The sequence below is a fragment of the Dactylosporangium sp. NPDC049140 genome (assembly GCF_040648435.1).
Window position 1 is genome coordinate 130,867 of record NZ_JBEZDS010000007.1, and the last position, 19,340, is coordinate 150,206.

At 73.1% G+C, this 19,340-nt stretch carries 17 protein-coding genes and 1 pseudogene; 2 read left to right on the forward strand and 16 right to left on the reverse strand.

Annotation, left to right across the window (positions count from 1 at the left end; translation table 11 throughout):
* On the forward strand, positions 1-300 hold the full coding sequence (locus AB0B76_RS14275; protein ID WP_360374567.1) for a DUF1707 domain-containing protein: 300 nt from the start codon (positions 1-3) through the stop codon (positions 298-300).
* Between the two features lie 28 nt (positions 301-328).
* Here AB0B76_RS14275 and AB0B76_RS14280 read toward each other — a convergent pair whose 3' ends face one another.
* Genes AB0B76_RS14280 through tsaB form a run of 6 tightly spaced genes read right to left on the reverse strand, consistent with a single transcriptional unit; the run spans position 329 to position 6,209 of the window.
* Positions 329-2,059, reverse strand: a complete 1,731-nt coding sequence (locus tag AB0B76_RS14280) for an ABC transporter ATP-binding protein (protein WP_360374569.1) — start codon at positions 2,057-2,059, stop codon at positions 329-331.
* 1 nt (position 2,060) lies between these two features.
* Positions 2,061-3,734 (reverse strand): ABC transporter ATP-binding protein, encoded by a 1,674-nt coding sequence (locus tag AB0B76_RS14285; RefSeq protein ID WP_360374571.1) that lies wholly within the window; start codon positions 3,732-3,734, stop codon positions 2,061-2,063.
* A 46-nt stretch (positions 3,735-3,780) separates the two neighbouring features.
* Entirely contained in the window at positions 3,781-4,038 is a 258-nt protein-coding gene (locus AB0B76_RS14290; RefSeq protein ID WP_360374893.1) for a hypothetical protein, read from the reverse strand.
* Positions 4,039-4,064: 26 nt separating this feature from the next.
* Positions 4,065-5,111 carry a tRNA (adenosine(37)-N6)-threonylcarbamoyltransferase complex transferase subunit TsaD gene (gene tsaD / locus AB0B76_RS14295; RefSeq protein ID WP_360374573.1) on the reverse strand — a complete coding sequence of 349 codons (1,047 nt, stop codon included), beginning with the start codon at positions 5,109-5,111 and terminating at the stop codon, positions 4,065-4,067.
* The gene (rimI, locus tag AB0B76_RS14300; protein WP_360374575.1) at positions 5,098-5,562 is read right to left on the reverse strand and encodes a ribosomal protein S18-alanine N-acetyltransferase; all 465 of its coding nucleotides are present in this window, start codon (positions 5,560-5,562) and stop codon (positions 5,098-5,100) included. Before rimI ends, tsaD begins: the two co-directional genes overlap by 14 nt.
* Positions 5,559-6,209, reverse strand: a complete 651-nt coding sequence (tsaB, locus tag AB0B76_RS14305; RefSeq protein ID WP_360374577.1) for a tRNA (adenosine(37)-N6)-threonylcarbamoyltransferase complex dimerization subunit type 1 TsaB — start codon at positions 6,207-6,209, stop codon at positions 5,559-5,561. Before tsaB ends, rimI begins: the two co-directional genes overlap by 4 nt.
* 89 nt (positions 6,210-6,298) lie before the next feature.
* Here tsaB and AB0B76_RS14310 point away from each other — a divergent pair, with 89 nt between their 5' ends.
* A complete protein-coding gene (locus tag AB0B76_RS14310) occupies positions 6,299-8,341 on the forward strand; it encodes an Hsp70 family protein (protein WP_360374579.1) in 2,043 nt (680 codons plus the stop codon).
* On the opposite strand, the gene tsaE is transcribed toward AB0B76_RS14310, so the two are convergent.
* From tsaE to AB0B76_RS14360, 10 genes and pseudogenes are all read right to left on the reverse strand, one after another.
* Entirely contained in the window at positions 8,327-8,803 is a 477-nt protein-coding gene (gene tsaE, locus AB0B76_RS14315) for a tRNA (adenosine(37)-N6)-threonylcarbamoyltransferase complex ATPase subunit type 1 TsaE (RefSeq protein WP_360374581.1), read from the reverse strand. The two genes, AB0B76_RS14310 and tsaE, sit on opposite strands and share 15 nt — an antisense overlap.
* Positions 8,800-9,864, reverse strand: coding sequence for an alpha/beta hydrolase (locus AB0B76_RS14320; RefSeq protein ID WP_360374583.1), 1,065 nt, complete (start codon positions 9,862-9,864; stop codon positions 8,800-8,802). Before AB0B76_RS14320 ends, tsaE begins: the two co-directional genes overlap by 4 nt.
* A 21-nt stretch (positions 9,865-9,885) precedes the next feature.
* Positions 9,886-11,322: an NAD(P)H-hydrate dehydratase gene (locus AB0B76_RS14325; RefSeq protein WP_360374585.1), complete on the reverse strand. Its 1,437-nt coding sequence runs from the start codon at positions 11,320-11,322 to the stop codon at positions 9,886-9,888.
* A gap of 24 nt (positions 11,323-11,346) precedes the next feature.
* Positions 11,347-13,269 carry a glutamine--fructose-6-phosphate transaminase (isomerizing) gene (gene glmS / locus AB0B76_RS14330; protein WP_360374587.1) on the reverse strand — a complete coding sequence of 641 codons (1,923 nt, stop codon included), beginning with the start codon at positions 13,267-13,269 and terminating at the stop codon, positions 11,347-11,349.
* A gap of 85 nt (positions 13,270-13,354) precedes the next feature.
* Positions 13,355-14,113 carry an SDR family oxidoreductase gene (locus tag AB0B76_RS14335; RefSeq protein ID WP_360374589.1) on the reverse strand — a complete coding sequence of 253 codons (759 nt, stop codon included), beginning with the start codon at positions 14,111-14,113 and terminating at the stop codon, positions 13,355-13,357.
* Positions 14,114-14,125: 12 nt separating this feature from the next.
* A complete protein-coding gene (glmM, locus tag AB0B76_RS14340) occupies positions 14,126-15,472 on the reverse strand; it encodes a phosphoglucosamine mutase (RefSeq protein ID WP_360374591.1) in 1,347 nt (448 codons plus the stop codon).
* Between the two features lie 124 nt (positions 15,473-15,596).
* Positions 15,597-15,980, reverse strand: a pseudogene (gene rpsI / locus AB0B76_RS14345) (30S ribosomal protein S9); the annotation flags it as partial.
* Between the two features lie 218 nt (positions 15,981-16,198).
* Complete coding sequence (gene rplM, locus AB0B76_RS14350; RefSeq protein WP_360374593.1) at positions 16,199-16,642, reverse strand: 50S ribosomal protein L13; 444 nt, start codon at positions 16,640-16,642, stop codon at positions 16,199-16,201.
* Positions 16,643-17,012: 370 nt separating this feature from the next.
* Entirely contained in the window at positions 17,013-18,353 is a 1,341-nt protein-coding gene (locus AB0B76_RS14355) for a nitrate/nitrite transporter (protein ID WP_360374595.1), read from the reverse strand.
* A gap of 116 nt (positions 18,354-18,469) precedes the next feature.
* On the reverse strand, positions 18,470-19,189 hold the full coding sequence (locus tag AB0B76_RS14360) for a hypothetical protein (RefSeq protein ID WP_360374597.1): 720 nt from the start codon (positions 19,187-19,189) through the stop codon (positions 18,470-18,472).
* Between the last annotated feature and the right edge of the window lie 151 nt (positions 19,190-19,340).

Consider the following 19,340-nt stretch of genomic DNA (forward strand, 5'->3'; position numbering starts at 1 on the left):
ATGTCGGTCGTGCGGGCATCGGATGAGGACCGGCAGCGCGTGATCGGGGTCCTGCAGCGGCACACCGAGGCGGGCCGGCTGACGCTTGACGAGTTCTCCGACCGGGTCGGGACCGTCTACGCGGCCAAGACCCTCGACGACCTGCGGGCCGCGATCGTCGACCTGCCGGCGTTGACCCCGGCCAGGCCGGCGCCCGAACCGGTGCACGAGACGTCGCACGACCGCCAGCTGCTCCTCACCTTCGCCCTGGCGATCGCGGCCGTGGTGCTGATCGGCCTGATATACGCGCTGCTCAAGTAGCTCGAGCGCCTTGAGCGACGCGCGAGCCTCAGGTAGCGCGAGCACCGTGCCACGACCGCCACAGGGCGGCGTAGGCACCGCCGGCCGCGACCAGCTCGTCGTGGCTGCCCAGCTCGCTGATCCGGCCGTCCTCGACGACCGCGACCCGGTCCGCGTCGTGCGCGGAGAAGAGGCGGTGCGCGATCGCGATCACGGTCCGCCCCTCCAGCGCCCCGGCCAGCGACCGTTCCAGGTGCCGGGCCGCGCGCGGGTCGATGAGCGAGGTCGCCTCGTCCAGCACCAGCGTGTGCGGGTCGGCCAGGACGAGCCGGGCCAGGGCCAGCTGCTGGGCCTGGGCCGGCGACAGCGACAGCGCCGTGGTGTCGAGCCCCTCCGGCAGCGCGAGCGCCCAGTCCAGCGCGTCGACCGTGGCCAGGGCCGCGCACAGCTCGGCGTCGGTCGCGCCCGCGCGGGCCAGGGTCAGGTTGTCGCGCAGGCTGCCCATGAACACGTGGTGCTCCTGGGTCACGAGCGCGACGTGGCCGCGCAGCTCCTCGAGGGGCATTTCATCCAGCGGTACCGTCCCGAGCTCGATCGACCCCGCGCGCGGGGCGTGCACCCCGGCCAGGAGCCGGCCCAGCGTGGACTTGCCGGCGCCGCTGGGGCCGACCATGGCCAGCCGCTCCCCCGGGCGCACGGCGAGGTCGATGCCGTGCAGGACGTCGCGGCCGTCCACGTAGGAGTACCGGACGTCCTTGGCCACCAGCACCTCGTCCACCGGCTTCGGCCCGCCGGCCGGCACCGGCGGCGCGGCCGCGGCCCGCACCCCGATCAGGCGCGCGAAGGAGGCGAGCCCGAGCTGCAGCTGGTCGACGTAGCTGAGGATGCGGTCGAGCGGGTCGATGATCGACACGAAGTACAGCACCCCGGCGGTGACCTGCCCGACCGTCGCCCAGCCCTCCAGCACGAACCAGCCGCCGGCGACGAGCGTGACCGCGGCCGGCAGGGCGTAGCCGAACTCCGAGAGCGGGAACCAGACGGTGCGCAGCCGCAGCGTGTACATCGCCGCCGCGTAGGTGCCTTCCAGCTGCTCCTGGGTGCGCTCGATGCGCTGCCGCTGCCGGCCGAGGGTCTCCACGGTCCGGGCGCCCTCGACGGTCTCGGCGAGCCCGTCGGCCACGCGGGCCAGGGCCGCGGTCTCGCGCAGGTAGCCGGCGTTGGCGCGGCGGAAGTACCAGCGGGAGGGCCCGTAGAGCAACGGCACCGCGACCAGGGCGGGCAGCAGCAGGATCGGCGCGACGAGCGCGACGGCACCGAAGGTGAGCAGCATCTGCAACCCGCCGACCACGATCGCCGGCAGCGCGGTCTGCACCGAGTCCGATGTCTGCGACACGTCCCGCGAGGCCCGGCTGAGCAGGTCGCCGGTGCCGGCCCGCTCGACGGTGGACAGCGGGATGGCGAGCACCCCGTCCACGAACTCCTCCCGCAGCCGCGCGAGGACCCGCTCGGCCAGCTGCGCGGCCGCGACCCGCGCGTAGCGCACCAGCACCGACTGCGCGATCACGAACCCGGCGATGGCCAGCGCGGTCCGGTCCACGGTCCACGTCGTGGTCCCGGCCGCGACCCGCTCGACCAGCCCGCCGAGCAGCGGCGGGGCGGCGAGCCCGGCCGCGGCCCCGGTCACGTGCAGCGCGAGGACGCCGGCGAGCCGCCCCGGGTAGTCGGTGAACAGGGTGCGCAGATACGTGCGCACCTCGGCCCGCGACGCGATCGGCAGCATGTCAGTCCTCTCCGCGGGTGACGGTCGCGGTGTACGCCGGGCAGGTGTCCAGTAGTTCCCGATGTGACCCGGTGGCCGCGACCCGCCCGTCGGCGCCGACGAACGCGACGGTGTCGGCCCGGTCCAGCAGCAGCGGGCTGGTCGTGCAGACCACTGTCGTGCGCCCGGCCCGGGCGGCCGGCAGCCGTTCGGCGATGCGCGCCTCGGTGTGCGCGTCGACCGCGCTGGTCGGCTCGACGAGCACGAGCACCGGCGGGTCGAGCGCGAGCGCCCGGGCCAGCCGCAGCCGCTGCTGCTGGCCGCCGGAGAAGTCCCGCCCCCGCTCGGCGATCTCGGCGTCGAGCCCGCCGGGCAGCGCGTCGACGATGTCGGTGGCGGCCGCGTCGGCGAGCGTCGCCCCGGCCCCGACCTCGTCGCGCAGCCGGCCCCGGAACAGCGTCGCGTCGTTGTCGGCCAGCAGCACGTGCCGTCTGACGTCCGCGAGGGCGATTCCCCGCAGCGGTACCCCGTGCAGCCGCGCGTTCGACGAGGGGTCGAGCCGGGCGAGGCGCTCCGCGATCGCCTCGGCGTCCTCGGGCCGGACCGCCGCGACCGCCGTGAGCCGGTGCCGGGCCACGAGGAGGCCCGAGTCGGGGTCGTCCAGGTCGCCGTCTGTTGCGGGTACCGAATCCGGATGCTCCTGAAAATCGGGCTCGAGGCGCAGAACGGCGACGACCCGGCCCGCGGCGACCAGCCCGCGGGTCAGCTTCTGGGCGAACTCGGTGAGCGTGCGCAGCGGCCCGATCAGGAACGCCGCATAGGCGTAGAAGGCGACCAGCTCGCCCGGGGTGATCCGGCCCGTCACCGCGAACCGCGCGCCCAGCCAGGTGACAAGCGCGATGAAGCAGCCGGGCAGCAGGATCTGCGCGGCCTCCAGCGTCGACTCCACCTTCGCCACCCGGACCCCGGCGAAGCGGACCCGCTGGGACTCCACGTGGTAGCGCCGGGAGAACTCCGCCTCGCCGCCGACCCCGCGCAGCACCCGCAGCCCGGCCACGATGTCGCCGGCCCGGCCGGTCAGCTCCCCGGCGAGGTCCCGCTGGTGCCGCCGGCGCCGGTGCAGCGGCCGCAGCAGCGCCCCGACGACGACCACGAGCACGGGAACGCCGAGCACCACGACCAGCCCGAGCGGCACCGAGACCCGCAGGAGCAGCGCGGTGACGACGACGAGCGCGACGAGCGCGCCGCTGGCCCGGGCGCTGACGTCCAGCGAGTACCCGATGTGGTCGAAGTCCGTGGTCCCGATGCTCACGACCTCGCCGGTCGCCACCCGCTTCGGCAGCGCAGCGCCCAGTCGGGTCGCCTGCCGCGCGGTGACCTGGACGGTCTTGAACCCGGCGCTGAGGAAGTTGGACACGGCGAACCGGTGCCGCATGACCCCGGTGACGGCGGTGGCCGACCCGAGCCCGAGCAGCGCCGCGCCGGCGATGAGCACCCCCGCGCGGTCGCGCCGCGCCAGGGCGTCGACGCCGGCCCCGATCGCGGCCGGGACGAGTGCCTGGCTGACCATCCAGAGGACGCCGAAGAAGATGCCGCCCGCGATCAGCGAGCGCTGCCCGCGGACGATCCAGAGTAGGTAACGGGCCGCCGATCGGCTGTCGGGCTCCCCGGGCTCGGCTTGTGGCAGTCTCCGCACAACCCCCGACGGTAACCGCAGGGGCGCCCGGAGCGCCTTACATTATTCAGCGGTCGACTTCGGTGAAGTCCCAGAACTGCGGCTTGCGGGCGACCAGGTGCGACGGCGGCTCGGCGAACGGCTCGGGGGTGCTGCCGCGCCACTTCGACAGGACCACCAGGCGCTGGTCCGTGGACGAATACACCTCGCTGCTCAGATGCATCGGATGGACCTCGACCTTGGGCAGCATCGCCTCACACACCCAGGACAGCAGCTCCCCGAACGCCTCCGGGTGCGCCCTGACCTCCCACATGCGCACGATCACGGCGCTGGACTCTACTACCCCGGACATCAGGCCGTCACCAGCGTGATCGGCATCGCCGAATCCGACGGCAGCCCGAGGTCGCCCGGCGCCGCTCCGGCCGCGACGAGATGGGAGCCGAGCGCGGCGACCATCGCCCCGTTGTCGGTGCAGAGCTTCGGCCGCGGTACGCGCACCGTGATGCCGTACTTCTCGCAGCGCTCCTGGGCCATCGACCGGATCCGCGAGTTGGCCGCGACGCCGCCCCCGATGACCAGGGTGTCGATGCCGAAGTTCCGGCAGGCGCCGACCGCCTTCGCCGTGAGCACGTCGCAGACCGCCTCCTGGAAGCTCGCCGCCACGTCGCCGACCGGTACCGGCTCGCCGGCGCGCTCGCGGGCCTCGACCCAGCGCGCCACCGCCGTCTTCAGCCCCGAGAACGAGAAGTCGAAGCGGTGCTCTGCGAGGTCCCGGGGGCCGGTGAGCCCGCGCGGGAAGGGGATCACGACCTGCCCGTCGCGGGCGGCCTTGTCGATCGGCGGGCCGCCCGGGAACGGCAGCCCGAGCAGGCGCGCGACCTTGTCGAAGGCCTCGCCGGCGGCGTCGTCGATCGTCGCGCCGAGCGGGACCACGCCGCCGGCCAGGTCGTCGACCCGCAGCAGCGAGGAGTGCCCGCCGGAGACGAGCAGCGCGACCGCGGGCTCGGGCAGCGCCCCGTGCTCCAGCGTGTCGACGGCGACGTGCGCGGCGAGGTGGTTGACGCCGTAGATCGGCTTGCCGGCGGCCAGCGCGTAGGCCTTGGCCGCCGCGACCCCGACCAGCAACGCGCCCGCGAGCCCGGGCCCGGCGGTGACCGCGATGGCGTCCACATCGGACAGCGTCACGCCGGCCTTGTCCAGGGCCCGCTGCATCGTCGGCACCATGGCCTCGAAGTGGGCCCGGCTGGCGACCTCGGGCACCACGCCCCCGAACCGCGCGTGCTCGTCGACGCTCGACGCGATCTCGTCCGCGAGCAGCGTGTGCCCGCGCACGATCCCGACGCCGGTCTCGTCGCACGACGTCTCGATCCCCAGAACGAGCGGCTCAGCCTTGTTCACGACTCATCACCAGTGCATCCGTGTTGCTGGGCTGGTAGTAACCGCGGCGGATGCCGACGGCCTCGAACCCGTACTCCGCGTAGAGCCGCTGGGCCGGCGCGTTGTCCACGGCCACCTCCAGCAGCACCTGCCGCGCCCCGCGCCGCTGCGCCTCGGCCAGCAGCGCCTCCAGCAGCCGCCGGCCGATCCCGCGCCGCTGGGCGTCCTTGCGCACCCCGATGTTCTGCACCCAGGCCTCGTCGGGCGCGGCCACGGCCAGCCCGGCGTAGCCGACGACCCGGTCGCCGTCCACGGCCACGAGGTAGTGGTGGCCGAGGGCGAGCTCGTTCCAGAACATGCCCGCCGACCACTGCTCCTCGCCGAACAGCTCGTCCTCGATCGGCAGCAGGTCCGCGATGTGGAACCAGCGCATCTCGGCGAGCTCGACGTCGCGCACGACCGCGCCCGTCATTGCAGCGCCGGTTTCCGCTCGCCCGGGAGCACCGCGTCGGGCCGGCGCAGGTACAGCGGCGTCAGCGTCTCGCCGGGCGCCTTGCCGCGCACCCGGTCGGCCGCGAGCTCGGCCAGGGCGAGCGCCGACGGGTAGCGCGGCCCGTCGACGGGAAGCTTCAGAATGTCGGCGTACTTCTCCGCGCCGTCCCCGGCCGCGTGCCCGATGCCGTCGAGGGCGACCGCCGCCGGCCGGGCCACGTCCGGTCCGGCGATGCGCCGGCCGTCGGCGTACACGCCCCAGTAGATCTCCTTGCGCCGCGCGTCGGTGGCGACCAGCGCGCGACCCGGGAGGCCGAGGCCGATCGCGTCGAGGGTGCACACGCCGTAGACCGGGATCGCCAGGGCGTGGCCGAGCGCGGCCGCCGTGACCAGCCCGGCGCGCAGGCCGGTGAACGGGCCGGGGCCGACGCCCGCGACCACCGCGGCCAGGTCGCCCGGGGCCGCCCCGCCCTCGGCCAGCACGGCGGTGATCTGCGGGGCCAGCAGCTCGCCGGCGCCGCGCGCGTCGACCGTCACCCGCTCCGCGAGCAGCGTGACCTCGTCGTCGATCCGCGCGAGCGCCGCGGTCACCGCCGCCGTCGCCGTGTCCACCACCATCACCAGCACGGCCCCAACTCTAAATGAGTTAACAGCGCCGCAATGAGAGGCACCTAGCATCGGCCATTATCGACGCCGTCAATACACCGATTCTGGTTGTGGACATCGGCTCCTGGGCCCTGTCCGCCGCCGTCGTCCGGCCCGACGCGCTTCACCCGGTGCGGGAGCGCACCTCCGGGGCACTGCGCTGGCCGGGCGGCGCCACGATGGCCGGCCGGTCCGGCCTGCTCGTCGGGGCCGCGGCCGAGCAGGCCCGGGACGAGCATCCCCGCCAGTACGTCGACGGCGTCCGCCGCGCGGTCGACGGCAGCGCCCCCGTCTGGCTCGGCGATCGGCAGGTCCACGGCGTGGAGCTGGTCGGCGCCGCGCTGGAGGCGGTCGTGGAAGAGGCCCGCCGCGTGTACGGCCCGGTCGCGCGCCTGGTGCTGAGCGCGCCGGCGGCGTACCGGACCCATGACCCCCGGCGCGAGGCGCTGGTCGCGGCCGCGTCCCTGGCCGGCTTCCCCGACGCCGAGCTCGTCACCGACGCGAGCGCCGCGGTGCTCGACCCGTCGACGATGGTGGAGGTGCCCGAGGGCGGTCACGTGCTCGTGTGCGACCTCGGGGCGACCTGGACGGCGACGCTCGTGCAGGTGCAGCAGGGCCGGCCGGTGCCGCTGAGCCAGGAGAGCTCGGGCCACGGCCGCGACATCGACGTGATGCTCGTCGCCGACCTGCGGGCCGCGCTCGCCGAGTGGGTCGAGCCGGCGTTCGCGGCCGGCGGCGACACAGGCGTGCGGGCCGGCCTGCACGCACTGGACATCGTGCGGCGGCTCAAGCATCGCCTCGCGGACGTGCCGGAGGCGGCGGAGGAGGTGGAGTCGGGCGTCCCGCCGTACCGGCTGGACCGCCGCGCCCTCGACCGGCTCACCGAGCCCGCCGCCCGGTGGCTGATCGCCAGCGCCCGGGCGGTCGTGGCGCGCGCGGGCATCCGGCCCCCGGACGTGGCCGCCGTCCTGCTCGTCGGCGGCGGCGCCCGCCTGGCCGGGGTCGGCCAGATCCTGCACACCGGCCTGGGTGTACCGGTGACCCGCCCGGCCGACCCGGAGCTGGCGGTGCTGCGCGGCGCCGCGGCGTGGGTGCGCGCGCTCCCGGCCCGAGCGGTGCCGGCCGACCCGCCGTCGTGGCGGGTCGAGCCGCTGTCGTGGACCGTCCCGGGCGGGCGCGGGCGGCTCGTGCGCTGGCTGGTGAAGGAGGGGGAGGCGTACGGCCGCGAGACCCGGCTCGCCCAGGTGCGCACCGCCGACGACCGCGTGTTCGACCTCTCCTCCGGCCGCGGCGAGGGCGTCCTGCTGGAGCAGCGCGTCGCGGTCGGCGACATGGTCGTGTCCGGCGCCGTGGCCGCGCACGCGCGCCTGGAGCCGGCCGGGGCCGAGCGCTTCCAGCTCGCCAAGCGCCACCACCTGCGCGTGGCCGGAGACTGGCTGCTCACGCCGGACCGGCGCGCCCTCGTCGAATGCTCGGGCGACGGCGAGTACGTCAAGGTGCGCGCGATCGCCAGCGGCGCCCTGGTCACCGAGCTGCGGCCGGGCCGCGGCGCCGGGCGGGGCGGGCACGCGCAGGTCGCGCTGGGCCCGGGGCAGCAGCTGGCCCTCGTCACCTGGGACGCGGAGGGGCATTTCGCGGTCTGGGACGTGCTCTCCGGCCGCGTGACGGCGTCCTTCTCGGATGCCCACAAGCCGGATGCGGTACTGCTGAACGAGGCCGAGTGGCGCCTCGTCACCACCGGCGAGGGCGCGGCCCACGTCGGCCGCTACCGCCGCGACGTCGCGACCGTGTGGGACCTGGCCACCGGGGCCCGCCTCGACCGGATCGTGGGCGAGGACCTGCCGAAGCGCTTCACCGGGTACGCCGAGACGAGCCGCGCGGACGCGTTCGCGGCGCAGATGGAGAGCCCGGACGGCCGGCTGCGCGCGGCGGCGCTGGACGGCACCCTGTCGGTGCGCGATCTGGAGACCGAGGCGGAGGTCTTCCGCGCCGACCTCACCCCGGGCCGGGCGGTCAGCACCGCGTTCTGCCACGAGGGGCGCCACCTGCTCGCCCGGGGCTCGGACGACCAGGGGGCCTGGGTCGACGTGTGGGAGGTCCTACAGCCCGTCTGAGACCCGGGCGGGCCAGTCGCCGCCCCGGGGGATCAGGGCCACCACGCGCGAGTCGTCGTCGCGGCGGTCGAGACGCACCTCGAGGTGCTCGTCGCTGAGCTGCTCGACCAGCCCCTCGCCCCACTCGACGAGCGTGACCGAGTTCTCCAGCGTCGCATCGAGGTCGAGCGCGTCCACCTCGCCGATCGGGTCGGCGACGTTGCCGAGCCGGTACGCGTCGACGTGCACCATCGGCAGCGTCCCCCCGCGTGCGGGGTCGGGCTGGTGGACGCGCGCGATCACGAACGTCGGCGAGGTCACGGCGCCGCGCACGTTCAGGCCGGCGCCGACGCCCTGGGCCAGGGCGGTCTTGCCGGCCCCGAGCGGGCCGGTGAGCACGACCAGGTCGCCCGCGCGCAGGACGGATGCGAGCGTCTTGCCGAAGTCCCGCGTCTGCTCGACGGTGGACAGGATTCTCGTCACTGCTGCACCTTCGTGAGGAACGTGTCCATGGCCTCGTTGACCTCGTCGGCGTGCTCCAGCAGCACCACGTGGCCGCCGTCGGCGATGACGACCAGCTCCGCCTCGGGCAGCACCGACGTTATCTCGTACGTGTGGGCCAGCGGCGTCAACACGTCCTTGTCGCCGCAGACCAGCAGTACGGGGACCGAGCGTAGCGGGCCCAGGACGAGCAGCCGCGAGTGCGTGTAGAGGGTGCGCAGATACCGGGCGATGACCTCGGTCGACGTGGTCGAGTTCATGGTCTCGACGTACGACACCAGCGCCGGGCTGGGGCGGGACGTGCCGAACCCGTAGCGGCGGGTCAGCAGCCACGCGAGGTCGGTCGACGCCTTGCGTGCGCGGTCGATCACGGACGAGCTGATCGGGCCCGCGAGCCCCACGATCGGCAGCAGCGGGCGGCGGAAGCGGGCCACGACCTCGGGGAAGCCGAAGGTGACCTGGTCGAGCTTGCCGGCCGAGGTGGAGATGAGCACGCAGGCCTCGACCCGGGTCTCGAACAGCTCGGGCAGCTGCTCGGCCAGGGCCATCACCGCCATGCCGCCCATCGAGTGCCCGACGAGCACGATCGGGCCTTCGGGGCAGGTGGCCTGGATCACCGCGCGGAGCCCGGAGCCGAGGGAGTCGATGGTGTACTCCCCCTTGGTCAGCCGCCCCGAACGGCCGTGCCCGGGCTGGTCGTAGAAGACCATCCGGTGCTTGCCCTCGAAGTACGTGCGCTGGAAGTGGAACGTGCCCATGTCCAGGCAGAAGCCGTGGACGAAGACCAGCGTCGGGCCCGGGCCGTCCACGACCTCGACGTGCAGGTCGATGCCGTCGTCGGTGGTGACCGACAGCACCTCGTCGGCGGCCCAGATGCCGAACTGCTCCTCGGCGTACGGGTCCTCGGCGTTCTTGGAGCGGCGCACGAGGTACCGCTCGGTAGCCACCCCCGCCGCGACCCCGGCCGCGGCAAGACCGACGATCGCCCCGACGATCCCGGCCGCGCGCTTGCGGCTGCCGGCCTTCACCACCTCGGTACCCATGCCAAAGAGCCTAAACGGTCGTTACCGGTGAGTTAAGCTCCCGACCGCCCCGCGCAGGTGGGCGGCCACATCCGCGGCGGTGACGGGCCCGGTCTCGGCGGCGCGGCGCCCGGCCAGCCCGTGCACATAGGCGGCGGCGACGGCGGCGTGCTCGGCCTGGAGCCCCCCGGCCAGCAGCGCGCCGAGCAGCCCGGCGAGCACGTCCCCGGTGCCGCCGGTGGCCAGCGCCGCGGTCCCGGTCGGGTTGACGTACACCCGCTGGTCCGGCGTCGCCACGATGGTGCGGTCGCCCTTGAGCAGCACCACCGAGTCCATCCGCCGGGCCAGGGACAGGGCCGCGGCCACCCGGTCGTCGCCGGGCGCGCCGCCGGAGAGCCGCTGGAACTCGCCGTCGTGCGGGGTGACCACGGTGGGCGCGTCGCGCTCGCGCAGCCAGTCGGCCAGCCGGGCGTCGGCGAGCAGGGTGAGCGCGTCGGCGTCGAGGATCACGGGCACCGGGGCGCCGAGCACCGCGCGCAGCTCGCCGTAGGCGCGCTCGTCTGTGCCGAGGCCGCTGCCGCAGACCCAGGCCTGCACCCGCCCGGCGTCGGCGACCCGCTCGGCGGCGATGACCGGCGGGTGGTGGAAGCGCACGGCGTCGGCGGCGCTCCCGGCGTACCGCACCAGCCCGGTCGGCCCCGCGAGCGCCCCGGCGGTGGACAGCACCGCGGCGCCCGGGTACTTCGCCGAACCGGTCGCGAGCCCGACGACCCCGCGGGAGTACTTGTTGTCGTTGGCCTGCGGCCGGGGCCACCAGGCGGCGATGTCGCCGGACTCGGGCACGTACAGGGCCGGGTCGCCGTCGAGGTGCCCGTGCAGGCCGATGTCGACGAGCTCGACCATTCCCGCGTGTACCGCCCCGGCGCCCACGAGCAGGCCCGGCTTGAGCACGCCGAAGGTCACGGTGACGTCGGCGTGCACCGCCATGCCGCTCACGGCCCCCGTGTCGGCGTCGACGCCCGAGGGCACGTCGACGGCGATGACGGGCGCGCCGAGCAGGATGCCGGCGATGTCGGCGACCTTGGCCGCGGCGGGCTCGCGCAGGCCGCCGTGCCCGCCGATGCCGAGGATGCCGTCGACCACCAGGTCGGCCTTGTCCGGGGCCCGCTCGCCGAGGCGTCCGCCCGCGCGGTACAGGGCGTCGGCCCCGCCGCGGTGCACCCGGTCGGGGTCGAACAGCAGCGCGTCGACGCGTGCGCCGCGGCGGGCCAGCCGCGCGCCGGCGTAGAGCGCGTCGCCGCCGTTGTTGCCGGGGCCGACGAGGAGCAGGACGCGGCTGCCGTACACCCTCGGCAGGGTGTCGGCGCAGCGCCGGGCCAGCCCCGCCGCGGCGCGCTGCATGAGCGCGCCGTCGGGCAGGGTCTTCATCACGGACTCTTCGGCCGCGCGTACCTGCGCGACCCGCCAGGCTGCTCTCACAGAGACAACCCAACCACACCGTCCTTACTCGACGGTGACGGACTTGGCCAAGTTGCGCGGCTGATCCACGTCGTGGCCGCGGGCCGAGGCGATCTCGCAGGCCAGCACCTGCAGCGGGACGGTGGTGACCAGCGGGGCGAGCAGCGTCGGGGTGATCGGGACGTGGAAAAGGTGATCCGCGTAGGGCTTCACCGCCACGTCGCCCTCCTCCGCGATCACGATCGTGCGGGCGCCGCGGGCGCGGACCTCCTGGATGTTGGAGACGACCTTGTCGTGCAGCACGCCGCGGCCGCGGGGCGAGGGCACCACGCACACGACCGGCGTGCCCTCGTCGATCAGCGCGATGGGGCCGTGCTTGAGCTCGCCGGCGGCGAAGCCCTCGGCGTGCATGTACGCCAGCTCCTTGAGCTTCAGCGCGCCCTCCAGGGCCACCGGGTAGCTCACGTGCCGGCCGATGAACAGCACGCTCTTGGCCTCGGCCAGCTCGCGGGCGAGCTCGCGGATCGGGGCCATCATCGTCAGGACCTGCTCGACCTTGGCCGGCATCTCCTGGAGCTGGGCGACGACGGCGGCGACCTCGTCGGCGTACTTCACCCCGCGCACCTGGGCCAGGTGCAGCCCGACGAGGTAGCAGGCGACCAGCTGGGTCAGGAACGCCTTGGTGGAGGCGACCGCGATCTCCGGCCCGGCGTGGGTGTACAGCACGGCGTCGGACTCGCGCGGGATGGTGGAGCCGTTGGTGTTGCAGACCGCCAGGACCCGTGCCTTCTGCTCCTTGGCGTGGCGCAGGGCCATCAGGGTGTCCATGGTCTCGCCGGACTGGGAGATGGCCACGACCAGCGTGGAGCGGTCGAGCACCGGGTCGCGGTAGCGGAACTCGCTGGCCAGCTCGACCTCGCAGGGGATGCGGGTCCAGTGCTCGATCGCGTACTTGGCGACCATGCCCGCGTGGTAGGCCGTGCCGCAGGCGACGATGAACACCTTGTCGACGTCGCGCAGGTCCTGGTCGGTGAGGCGAACCTCGTCGAGCATGAGGTCGCCGTGCTCGTTGAGCCGGCCCAGGAGGGTCTCGGCGACCGCGTGCGGCTGCTCCGCGATCTCCTTGAGCATGAAGTAGTCGTAGCCGCCCTTCTCGGCGGCCGAGGCGTCCCAGTCGATGTGGAACGGCTTGCCCTCGGCGGGGTTGCCGAGGAAGTCGGTGATCACGAGGTCGTCGGCGGTGATGAGCACGACCTGGTCCTGACCGAGCTCGACGGCCTCGCGGGTGTGCTCGATGAACGCGGAGACGTCACTGGCGAGGTAGTTCTCGCCCGGGCCGCGGCCGACCACGAGCGGGGAGTTGCGCCGGGCCCCGACGACCACGCCGGGGGCCTGCACGTCGACGGCGAGCAGCGTGAACGCGCCCTCCAGGCGGCGGCAGACGGCCCGCATGGCCTCGGCCAGCCGCGCGCCCGGGGTGTCACCCTCGGCGTCCGCCACGGCCTGGGCGAGCAGGTGGGCGGCGCACTCGGTGTCGGTGTCGCTGGCGAACTCGATGCCGCCGTTCTCCAGCTCCGCCCGCAGCTTGGCGAAGTTCTCGATGATGCCGTTGTGGATGACCGCGACCCTGCCGTCGAACGAGCGGTGCGGGTGCGCGTTGCGGTCGGTCGGCCCGCCGTGCGTGGCCCAGCGGGTGTGCCCGATGCCGGTCGTGCCGATGCCGAGACTGTGGCCGGCCTCGTCGGCGAGCGCCTTCTCGAGATTGGCGAGCTTGCCGGCGCGCTTGGCGGTGAGCAGCTCACCATGCCGGCGCCGGCCGACTGCGTCCCCACCGACGTGGCCCGTGTCGCCTGACTGGACGATCGCGACGCCGGCGGAGTCGTAGCCGCGGTACTCCAGCCGCCGCAGCCCGTCCAACACGATGTTCAAGGCCGGCCGGGCGCCGGCGTACCCCACGATTCCGCACATGCCCGTACCGTAGCAGACTTTCGCGCAGTACCCGTGCGCGAAAGTGTCGCATACGCGCACGGGAAATGCGCACGAACAGCCGACCCTAGATGAGCGACGAACGGATCTGGGCGCCGCCGTCGACGACCAGGGTCTGGCCCGTCATCCAGCGTGACGCAGTACCGGCCAGGAAGGTGATCACTTCGGCGATGTCGTCCGGCTCGCCGATGCGGCCGAGCGGGAGCTTGTCGCTGAGGAAGTCCTCGTTGTTCTCCCACAACCCGCGGGCCAGATGGGTGCGCACGATCCCGGGCGCGACCGCGTTGACCCGCACCGGGGCCAGCTCGGCGGCCATCTGGCGGGTCAGGTGGATGACGGCGGCCTTTGTCGCGTTGTAGTAGCCGATCCCGGGCTCGGTGAGCACGCCGCCGACCGAGGCGACGTTGACGATGGCGCCCGTGCCGCGCTGCGACATCGACGCCTTCCACACCAGCTGGCTCCACAGCACCGGGCCGAACTGGTTGAGCCGGACGGTCTTCTCGGCGCGCACCGGGTCGATGTCCATGAGCGGGCCGAAGTACGGGTTGGTGCCGGCGTTGTTCACCAGTACGTCGATCGCGCCGAAGCGCTCCATGGCCGCCGCGACGACCGCCTCGGCCTGGTCGGGCTCGGCGGCGTGGGCGGCGTGGGTGAGCACGCCGGCCCCCGGGAACTGCGCGGTGATCTCGGCCGCGACCTCGTCCAGGGTTTCGATCTTGCGCGAGGTGAGCACGACGTTGCAGCCTTCGGCGGCGAAGGCCAGGGCGCTCGCCTTGCCGATACCCCGGGAGGCGCCGGTGACGATGACGGTGCGGGCTTCTGTCATGCGCGCACGTTACTACTGGGTAGGCGACACCATTCGCACGATGTGAGCAATCCGCTCGGCCGCCTCTTTGGCGATCTCCTGCGTGCCGGCCTCGACCATGACGCGCACGAGCTGCTCGGTGCCGGAGGGGCGCAGCAGCACCCGGCCGGTGCCGCCGAGCTCGCCCTCGACCTGCTTGGCCGCGTCGAGCACCTGCGGCGAGCGGGCCGCCGCGGCCCGGTCGAGCACGGGCACGTTGATCATCACCTGCGGCAGCCGGTGTACCACCGCCGCGAGCTCCTTGAGGCTCTTGCCCGTGCGCTCCATGCGCCCCATGAGGTGCAGGGCGGTGAGCACGCCGTCCCCGGTCGTGGCGAACGCGGGCATCACGATGTGCCCGCTCTGCTCGCCGCCGAGCGCGAGGCCCTTGGCGCGCAGCTCCTCCAGCACGTACCGGTCGCCGACCTTGGTCTCCAGCAGCCGAATGCCGGCCTCGGCCATGGCCAGCTTGAGGCCCAGGTTGCTCATCACGGTCGCGACGAGCGTGTCCTCGGTCAGCAGCCCGTCCTCGCGCATCGACAGGGCGAGGACGGCCATGATCTGGTCGCCGTCGATCTCGGTGCCGTCGGCCGCCACCGCGATGCAGCGGTCGGCGTCGCCGTCGTGCGCGATGCCCAGGTCGGCGCCGTGCTCGACGACGGCCCGGCGCAGCTGCGCGATGTGGTTGGAGCCGCAGTCGTCGTTGATGTTGAGACCGTCGGGGTCCGCGTTTATCGCGATGACCGAGGCGCCCGCGCGGCGGTAGGCCTCGGGCGCGGCGGAGGAGGCGGCGCCGTTGGCGCAGTCGACCACGACGGTGAGCTCGGCCAGCGGGCTGGGCAGCGAGGTCAGCAGGTGCCGGACGTAGCGGTCCTCGCCGTCGGCGTAGTCGGTGACCCGGCCGACCCCGGCGCCCGTCGGGCGGCGGTGGCTGGTGCCGTCCATGAGGCGCTCGATCTCGTCCTCGACCTCGTCGGGCAGCTTGTGCCCGCCGGCGGCGAAGAGCTTGATCCCGTTGTCGGGCATCGGGTTGTGTGAGGCCGAGAGCATGACGCCGATGTCGGCGTTGAGGACGCCGGTGAGGTACGCCACCGCGGGTGTCGGCAGCACGCCGACCCGCACCACGTTGGCCCCCGCGCTGGTCAGGCCGGCCACGACGGCCGACTCCAGCATCTCGCCGCTCGCGCGCGGATCCCGCCCGACGACCGCGACCGGCGCGTGGGAGTGATCATGCTCGAACAGCGCCTGGGCCGCCGCGATGGCGACCGCCATCGCCAGCTCCGGAGTCAGGTCGGCGTTGGCCCGCCCACGAACTCCGTCGGTGCCGAAGAGTCGCCCCATCGCGAAACCTCCCAAGGTCGAACCCACCGCGCGCTCCAACCGGCACATCGGCCGGCGTACCGCCCGCGCAACACGAAACGGCCGGGCGCCCACCTCCAGGGTGGCACCCGGCCGACATGCTTCGTTAGCGCTTCGAGTACTGAGGAGCCTTACGGGCCTTCTTCAGACCGTACTTCTTGCGCTCGGTCGCGCGGGCGTCCCGGGTCAGGAAGCCGGCCTTCTTGAGGGCGGGACGGTCGTCCGGGTCGTTCTCGATCAGCGCACGGGCGATCGCGAGGCGCAGCCCGCCCGCCTGGCCGGTGGTGCCGCCGCCACGCAGGTTGGCGAAGACGTCGAAGGCCTCGGCCTTCTCGACGATCACGAGCGGCTCACGCACCGACTGCTGGTGCACCTTGCTCGGGAAGTAGTTCTCCAGCTCGCGGCCGTTCAGCGTGAACTTGCCGGTGCCGGGGACCAGGCGGACCCGGACGATGGCCTCCTTGCGGCGGCCAACGGTCTGGATCGGCTGGCCGGCGCGGCGGGCACGGGTCGGCGCCGCGCTGGTGGCCGTGGCCGTGGTCGGGGCCGCCGGGGCGGTGGCCGTAGCGGTGGCGGCCGGAACGGTAGCCGTAGCAGCGGGGGCCGGGGCGGCGGCGGCCGGGGCCGCCGGAGCCTCGACGGTCGCGTCAGCGGCCGGCGTCGGGGCGTCGATGGTCTCGTCGGTCACGCTCAGTCCTTCGTCCGCGCTCACTGCGCGATCTGCTTGATCTCGAACGGCTGGGGCAGCTGAGCGGCGTGCGGGTGCTCGGCGCCCGCGTACACCTTCAGCTTGCGGATCTGGCGCGCGCCCAGGCGGTTGTGCGGGAGCATGCCCTTGACGGCCAGCTCGATCGCCCGCTCGGGGTTCTTGGTGAGCAGCTCCTCGTAGCCGACCCGCTTCAGACCACCCGGGTAGCCGGAGTGACGGTAGGCCACCTTGGTCTGGCGCTTGTTGCCGGTCAGCGCCACCGCGCCGGCGTTGATCACGATGACGAAGTCGCCGGTGTCCACGTGCGGGGCGAACGTCGGCTTGTGCTTGCCGCGCAGCAGCGTCGCAGCGTGCGTGGCCAGGCGGCCGAGCACCACGTCGGTGGCGTCGATGACATGCCACACGCGCTCGATCTCGCCCGGCTTCGGGCTGTACGTACCCACAGGTCTACCTTGTCTTCCACGTCGTCGGTCCGGGGTGCGTCCTCGATGATGGCGCTGAACCGATTAGTCCGGGCGCACAGTCACCCAGCGTACCCGAACAGTGGGGACGCCTTGTCATCGCACAACAGCAGTCCACGATACTCGGCGCCCCCAGATGAACCAAATCCGGGTCGCTCAGACCGGCGCCTCCGCAGGCTCCGGCACCGGCCTGAGCGTCAGGCTGTGCCTCTGATGAGCGGCCACCTCGCTACGCTCGGTACCGCTCACACCGGCGCCTCCGCAGGCTCCGGCACCGGCCTGAGCGTCAGGCTGTGCCTCTGATGAGCGGCCACCTCGCTACGCTCGGTACCGCTCACACTTGGGTCAATGCTCACACCTGGGTCAACCGGCGGGGCGAACGGCGCAGGTAGACCAGCCAGGTGACGAGGAAGCACAGCGCGTAGAACCCGATGAACACGAGATAGGCGCCGTCACCCGTCTTGTACGTCAGGAACGACTGCCGGAACGCGAGGTTCACCAGCACGCCGCCGGCCGCCCCGACCGCCCCGGCCACGCCGATGAGCGCGGTCGCCAGCCGCCGCGCGGTGGGCTCGTCGTGCGGGAACTTCGCCCGGAAGATCGCCGGGATCATCTTGTACGTCGAGCCGTTGCCGAGGCCGCTGAAGACGAACAGGAACACGAACCCGGTCACGAAGAGTGGCAGGGAGTGCTGGCGGGAGGCGAGCAGGACCGTGCCCGCGCCGAGCGCCATGGCCACGAAGTTCCAGAAGGTGATCACCGCACCGCCGAAGCGGTCGGCCAGCATGCCGCCGAACGGGCGGATCAGCGAGCCGAGCAGCGGACCCAGGAAGGTGAGGTAGGCCGCCTTCACGGGGGTGTCGAAGTCGGCCTTGAACTGCACCTGGAGCACCTGCCCGAAGGCGAACCCGAAGCCGATGAACGACCCGAACGTCCCGATGTACAGCAGCGACATGATCCACGCGTGGGCGTCCTTGATCACGTCGCGCATCGCCCGCCGGTCGTTGGACGCGTGCGTCAGGTTGTCCATGTAGATCGCGGCCAGCAGCGCGGCGACGACGATGAGCGGCAGGTAGATCAGCACGATGAGGCGCGGGTGCGCGACCCCGGCGGTGGCGAGCACGAGCAGCCCGACGAGCTGCACCGCGGCCACCCCGATGTTGCCGCCGCCGGCGTTGATCCCCAGCGCCCAGCCCTTCAGCCGCTGCGGGTAGAAGGCGTTGATGTTGGCCATCGAGGAGGCGAAGTTGCCGCCGCCGACGCCCGCCACGGAGGCGGCGATGAGCAGCGTGGTGAACGAGACGCCCGGCTCCAGGATGATGCCCGCGAAGACGGTCGGCACCAGGAGCAGCAGCGCACTGAAGATCGTCCAGTTGCGGCCGCCGAACCGGGCCACGGCGAAGGTGTACGGCAGCCGCAGCACCGCCCCGACCAGCGTCGGCGCGCTCGTGAGCAGGAACTTCTGGGCCGGATCGAAGCCGTACCTGGGCCCCAGGAAGAGCACGAAGACCGACCACAGGCTCCAGATCGAGAAGCCGATGTGCTCGGAGAGGATGGAGACGATCAGGTTCCGGCGGGCGATCTTCGCGCCGGTCCGCATCCAGAACTCGGGGTCCTCGGGGTGCCAGTCGTCGATCCACCGGCCGCGGCGCGGCTCGGGCTGAGACTGCGGTTTCTCCACGGCAAGGGTCATGGCCGTGGACGCTACGAACGGTCCGTTTCGGGTCGTCGCGACGAAGTTATCGGGGTCGAAACGTTTCCCCCACGGCGGCGGATCCCGGCTTGTGAGATCCGCCGCCCGGGCTTTGGTCAGGCCTTCTTGAACGTCCAGGTGCCGGTGTCGTCGGCGCCCGCGGGCGGGGAGAGCTTCAGCGTGCCGCTGCCGCACTCGTACGCGCTCTTCTTCAGGATCGGCTGGGAGTCCACCGCGCCGCCGGTGTTGGCGGTACCGGTGCCGGCGAACTCGGAGATCGCGACCTTGTCGGCGACGCGCTGGGCGACCGGCGCGGTCAGGTCGACGGTCACCGTGAGGGTGCTGAAGTCCACCGAACCGGTCGGCTCGAGCGTGCCGGTCGTGCCGGACGGGCTCTTGATCGCGCCGTTGACCTTGCCGCCGTACGAGAAGCTGCCCTTCACGTCGTTGCCGGAGACGGAGAAGGTGAAGGTGACCGGCTGCATCGAGCCGAAGTCGACCTGTGTCTTGCCGCCGGAGTCGATGGTCAGCAGCGTGCCGCTGCCGCCCTGGAAGGTGCCGCCCACCGGGCCGGAGAGCTTGCCGGTGATGTTGTCGGCCTTCCAGCTGCCGACCAGGCAGGACGCGACGCTGCCCTGGCCGCCGCCGGTGGTGCCGTTCGTGTCGCCCGAGGCGCCGGTGGAGGCGCCGCCCGACGTGCCGCCGCCCGCGCCGGTGGCGCCGGAAGCTCCCGCCGAGGTGCCAGCCCCGGGTTTGGCGCTGTCGCCACTGCATCCGGTGAGCCCGATGCTGAGCGCCGCAACGGCCGCGAGTGCGACCTTGCCGGTCGTGCGCATCTGCTTCCTCCTAGTACATAGGGGTCCCTGGTTGTTCTACCCAGCCGCGGACGGTCGCCAATCTACAATGCGGCGTCGAATCCAACACGGCTCGGTAACGCCCTGCTGGAGCCGCGTGTGAGGCGCTCTTAGCAGGCGCGAAACATTCGGG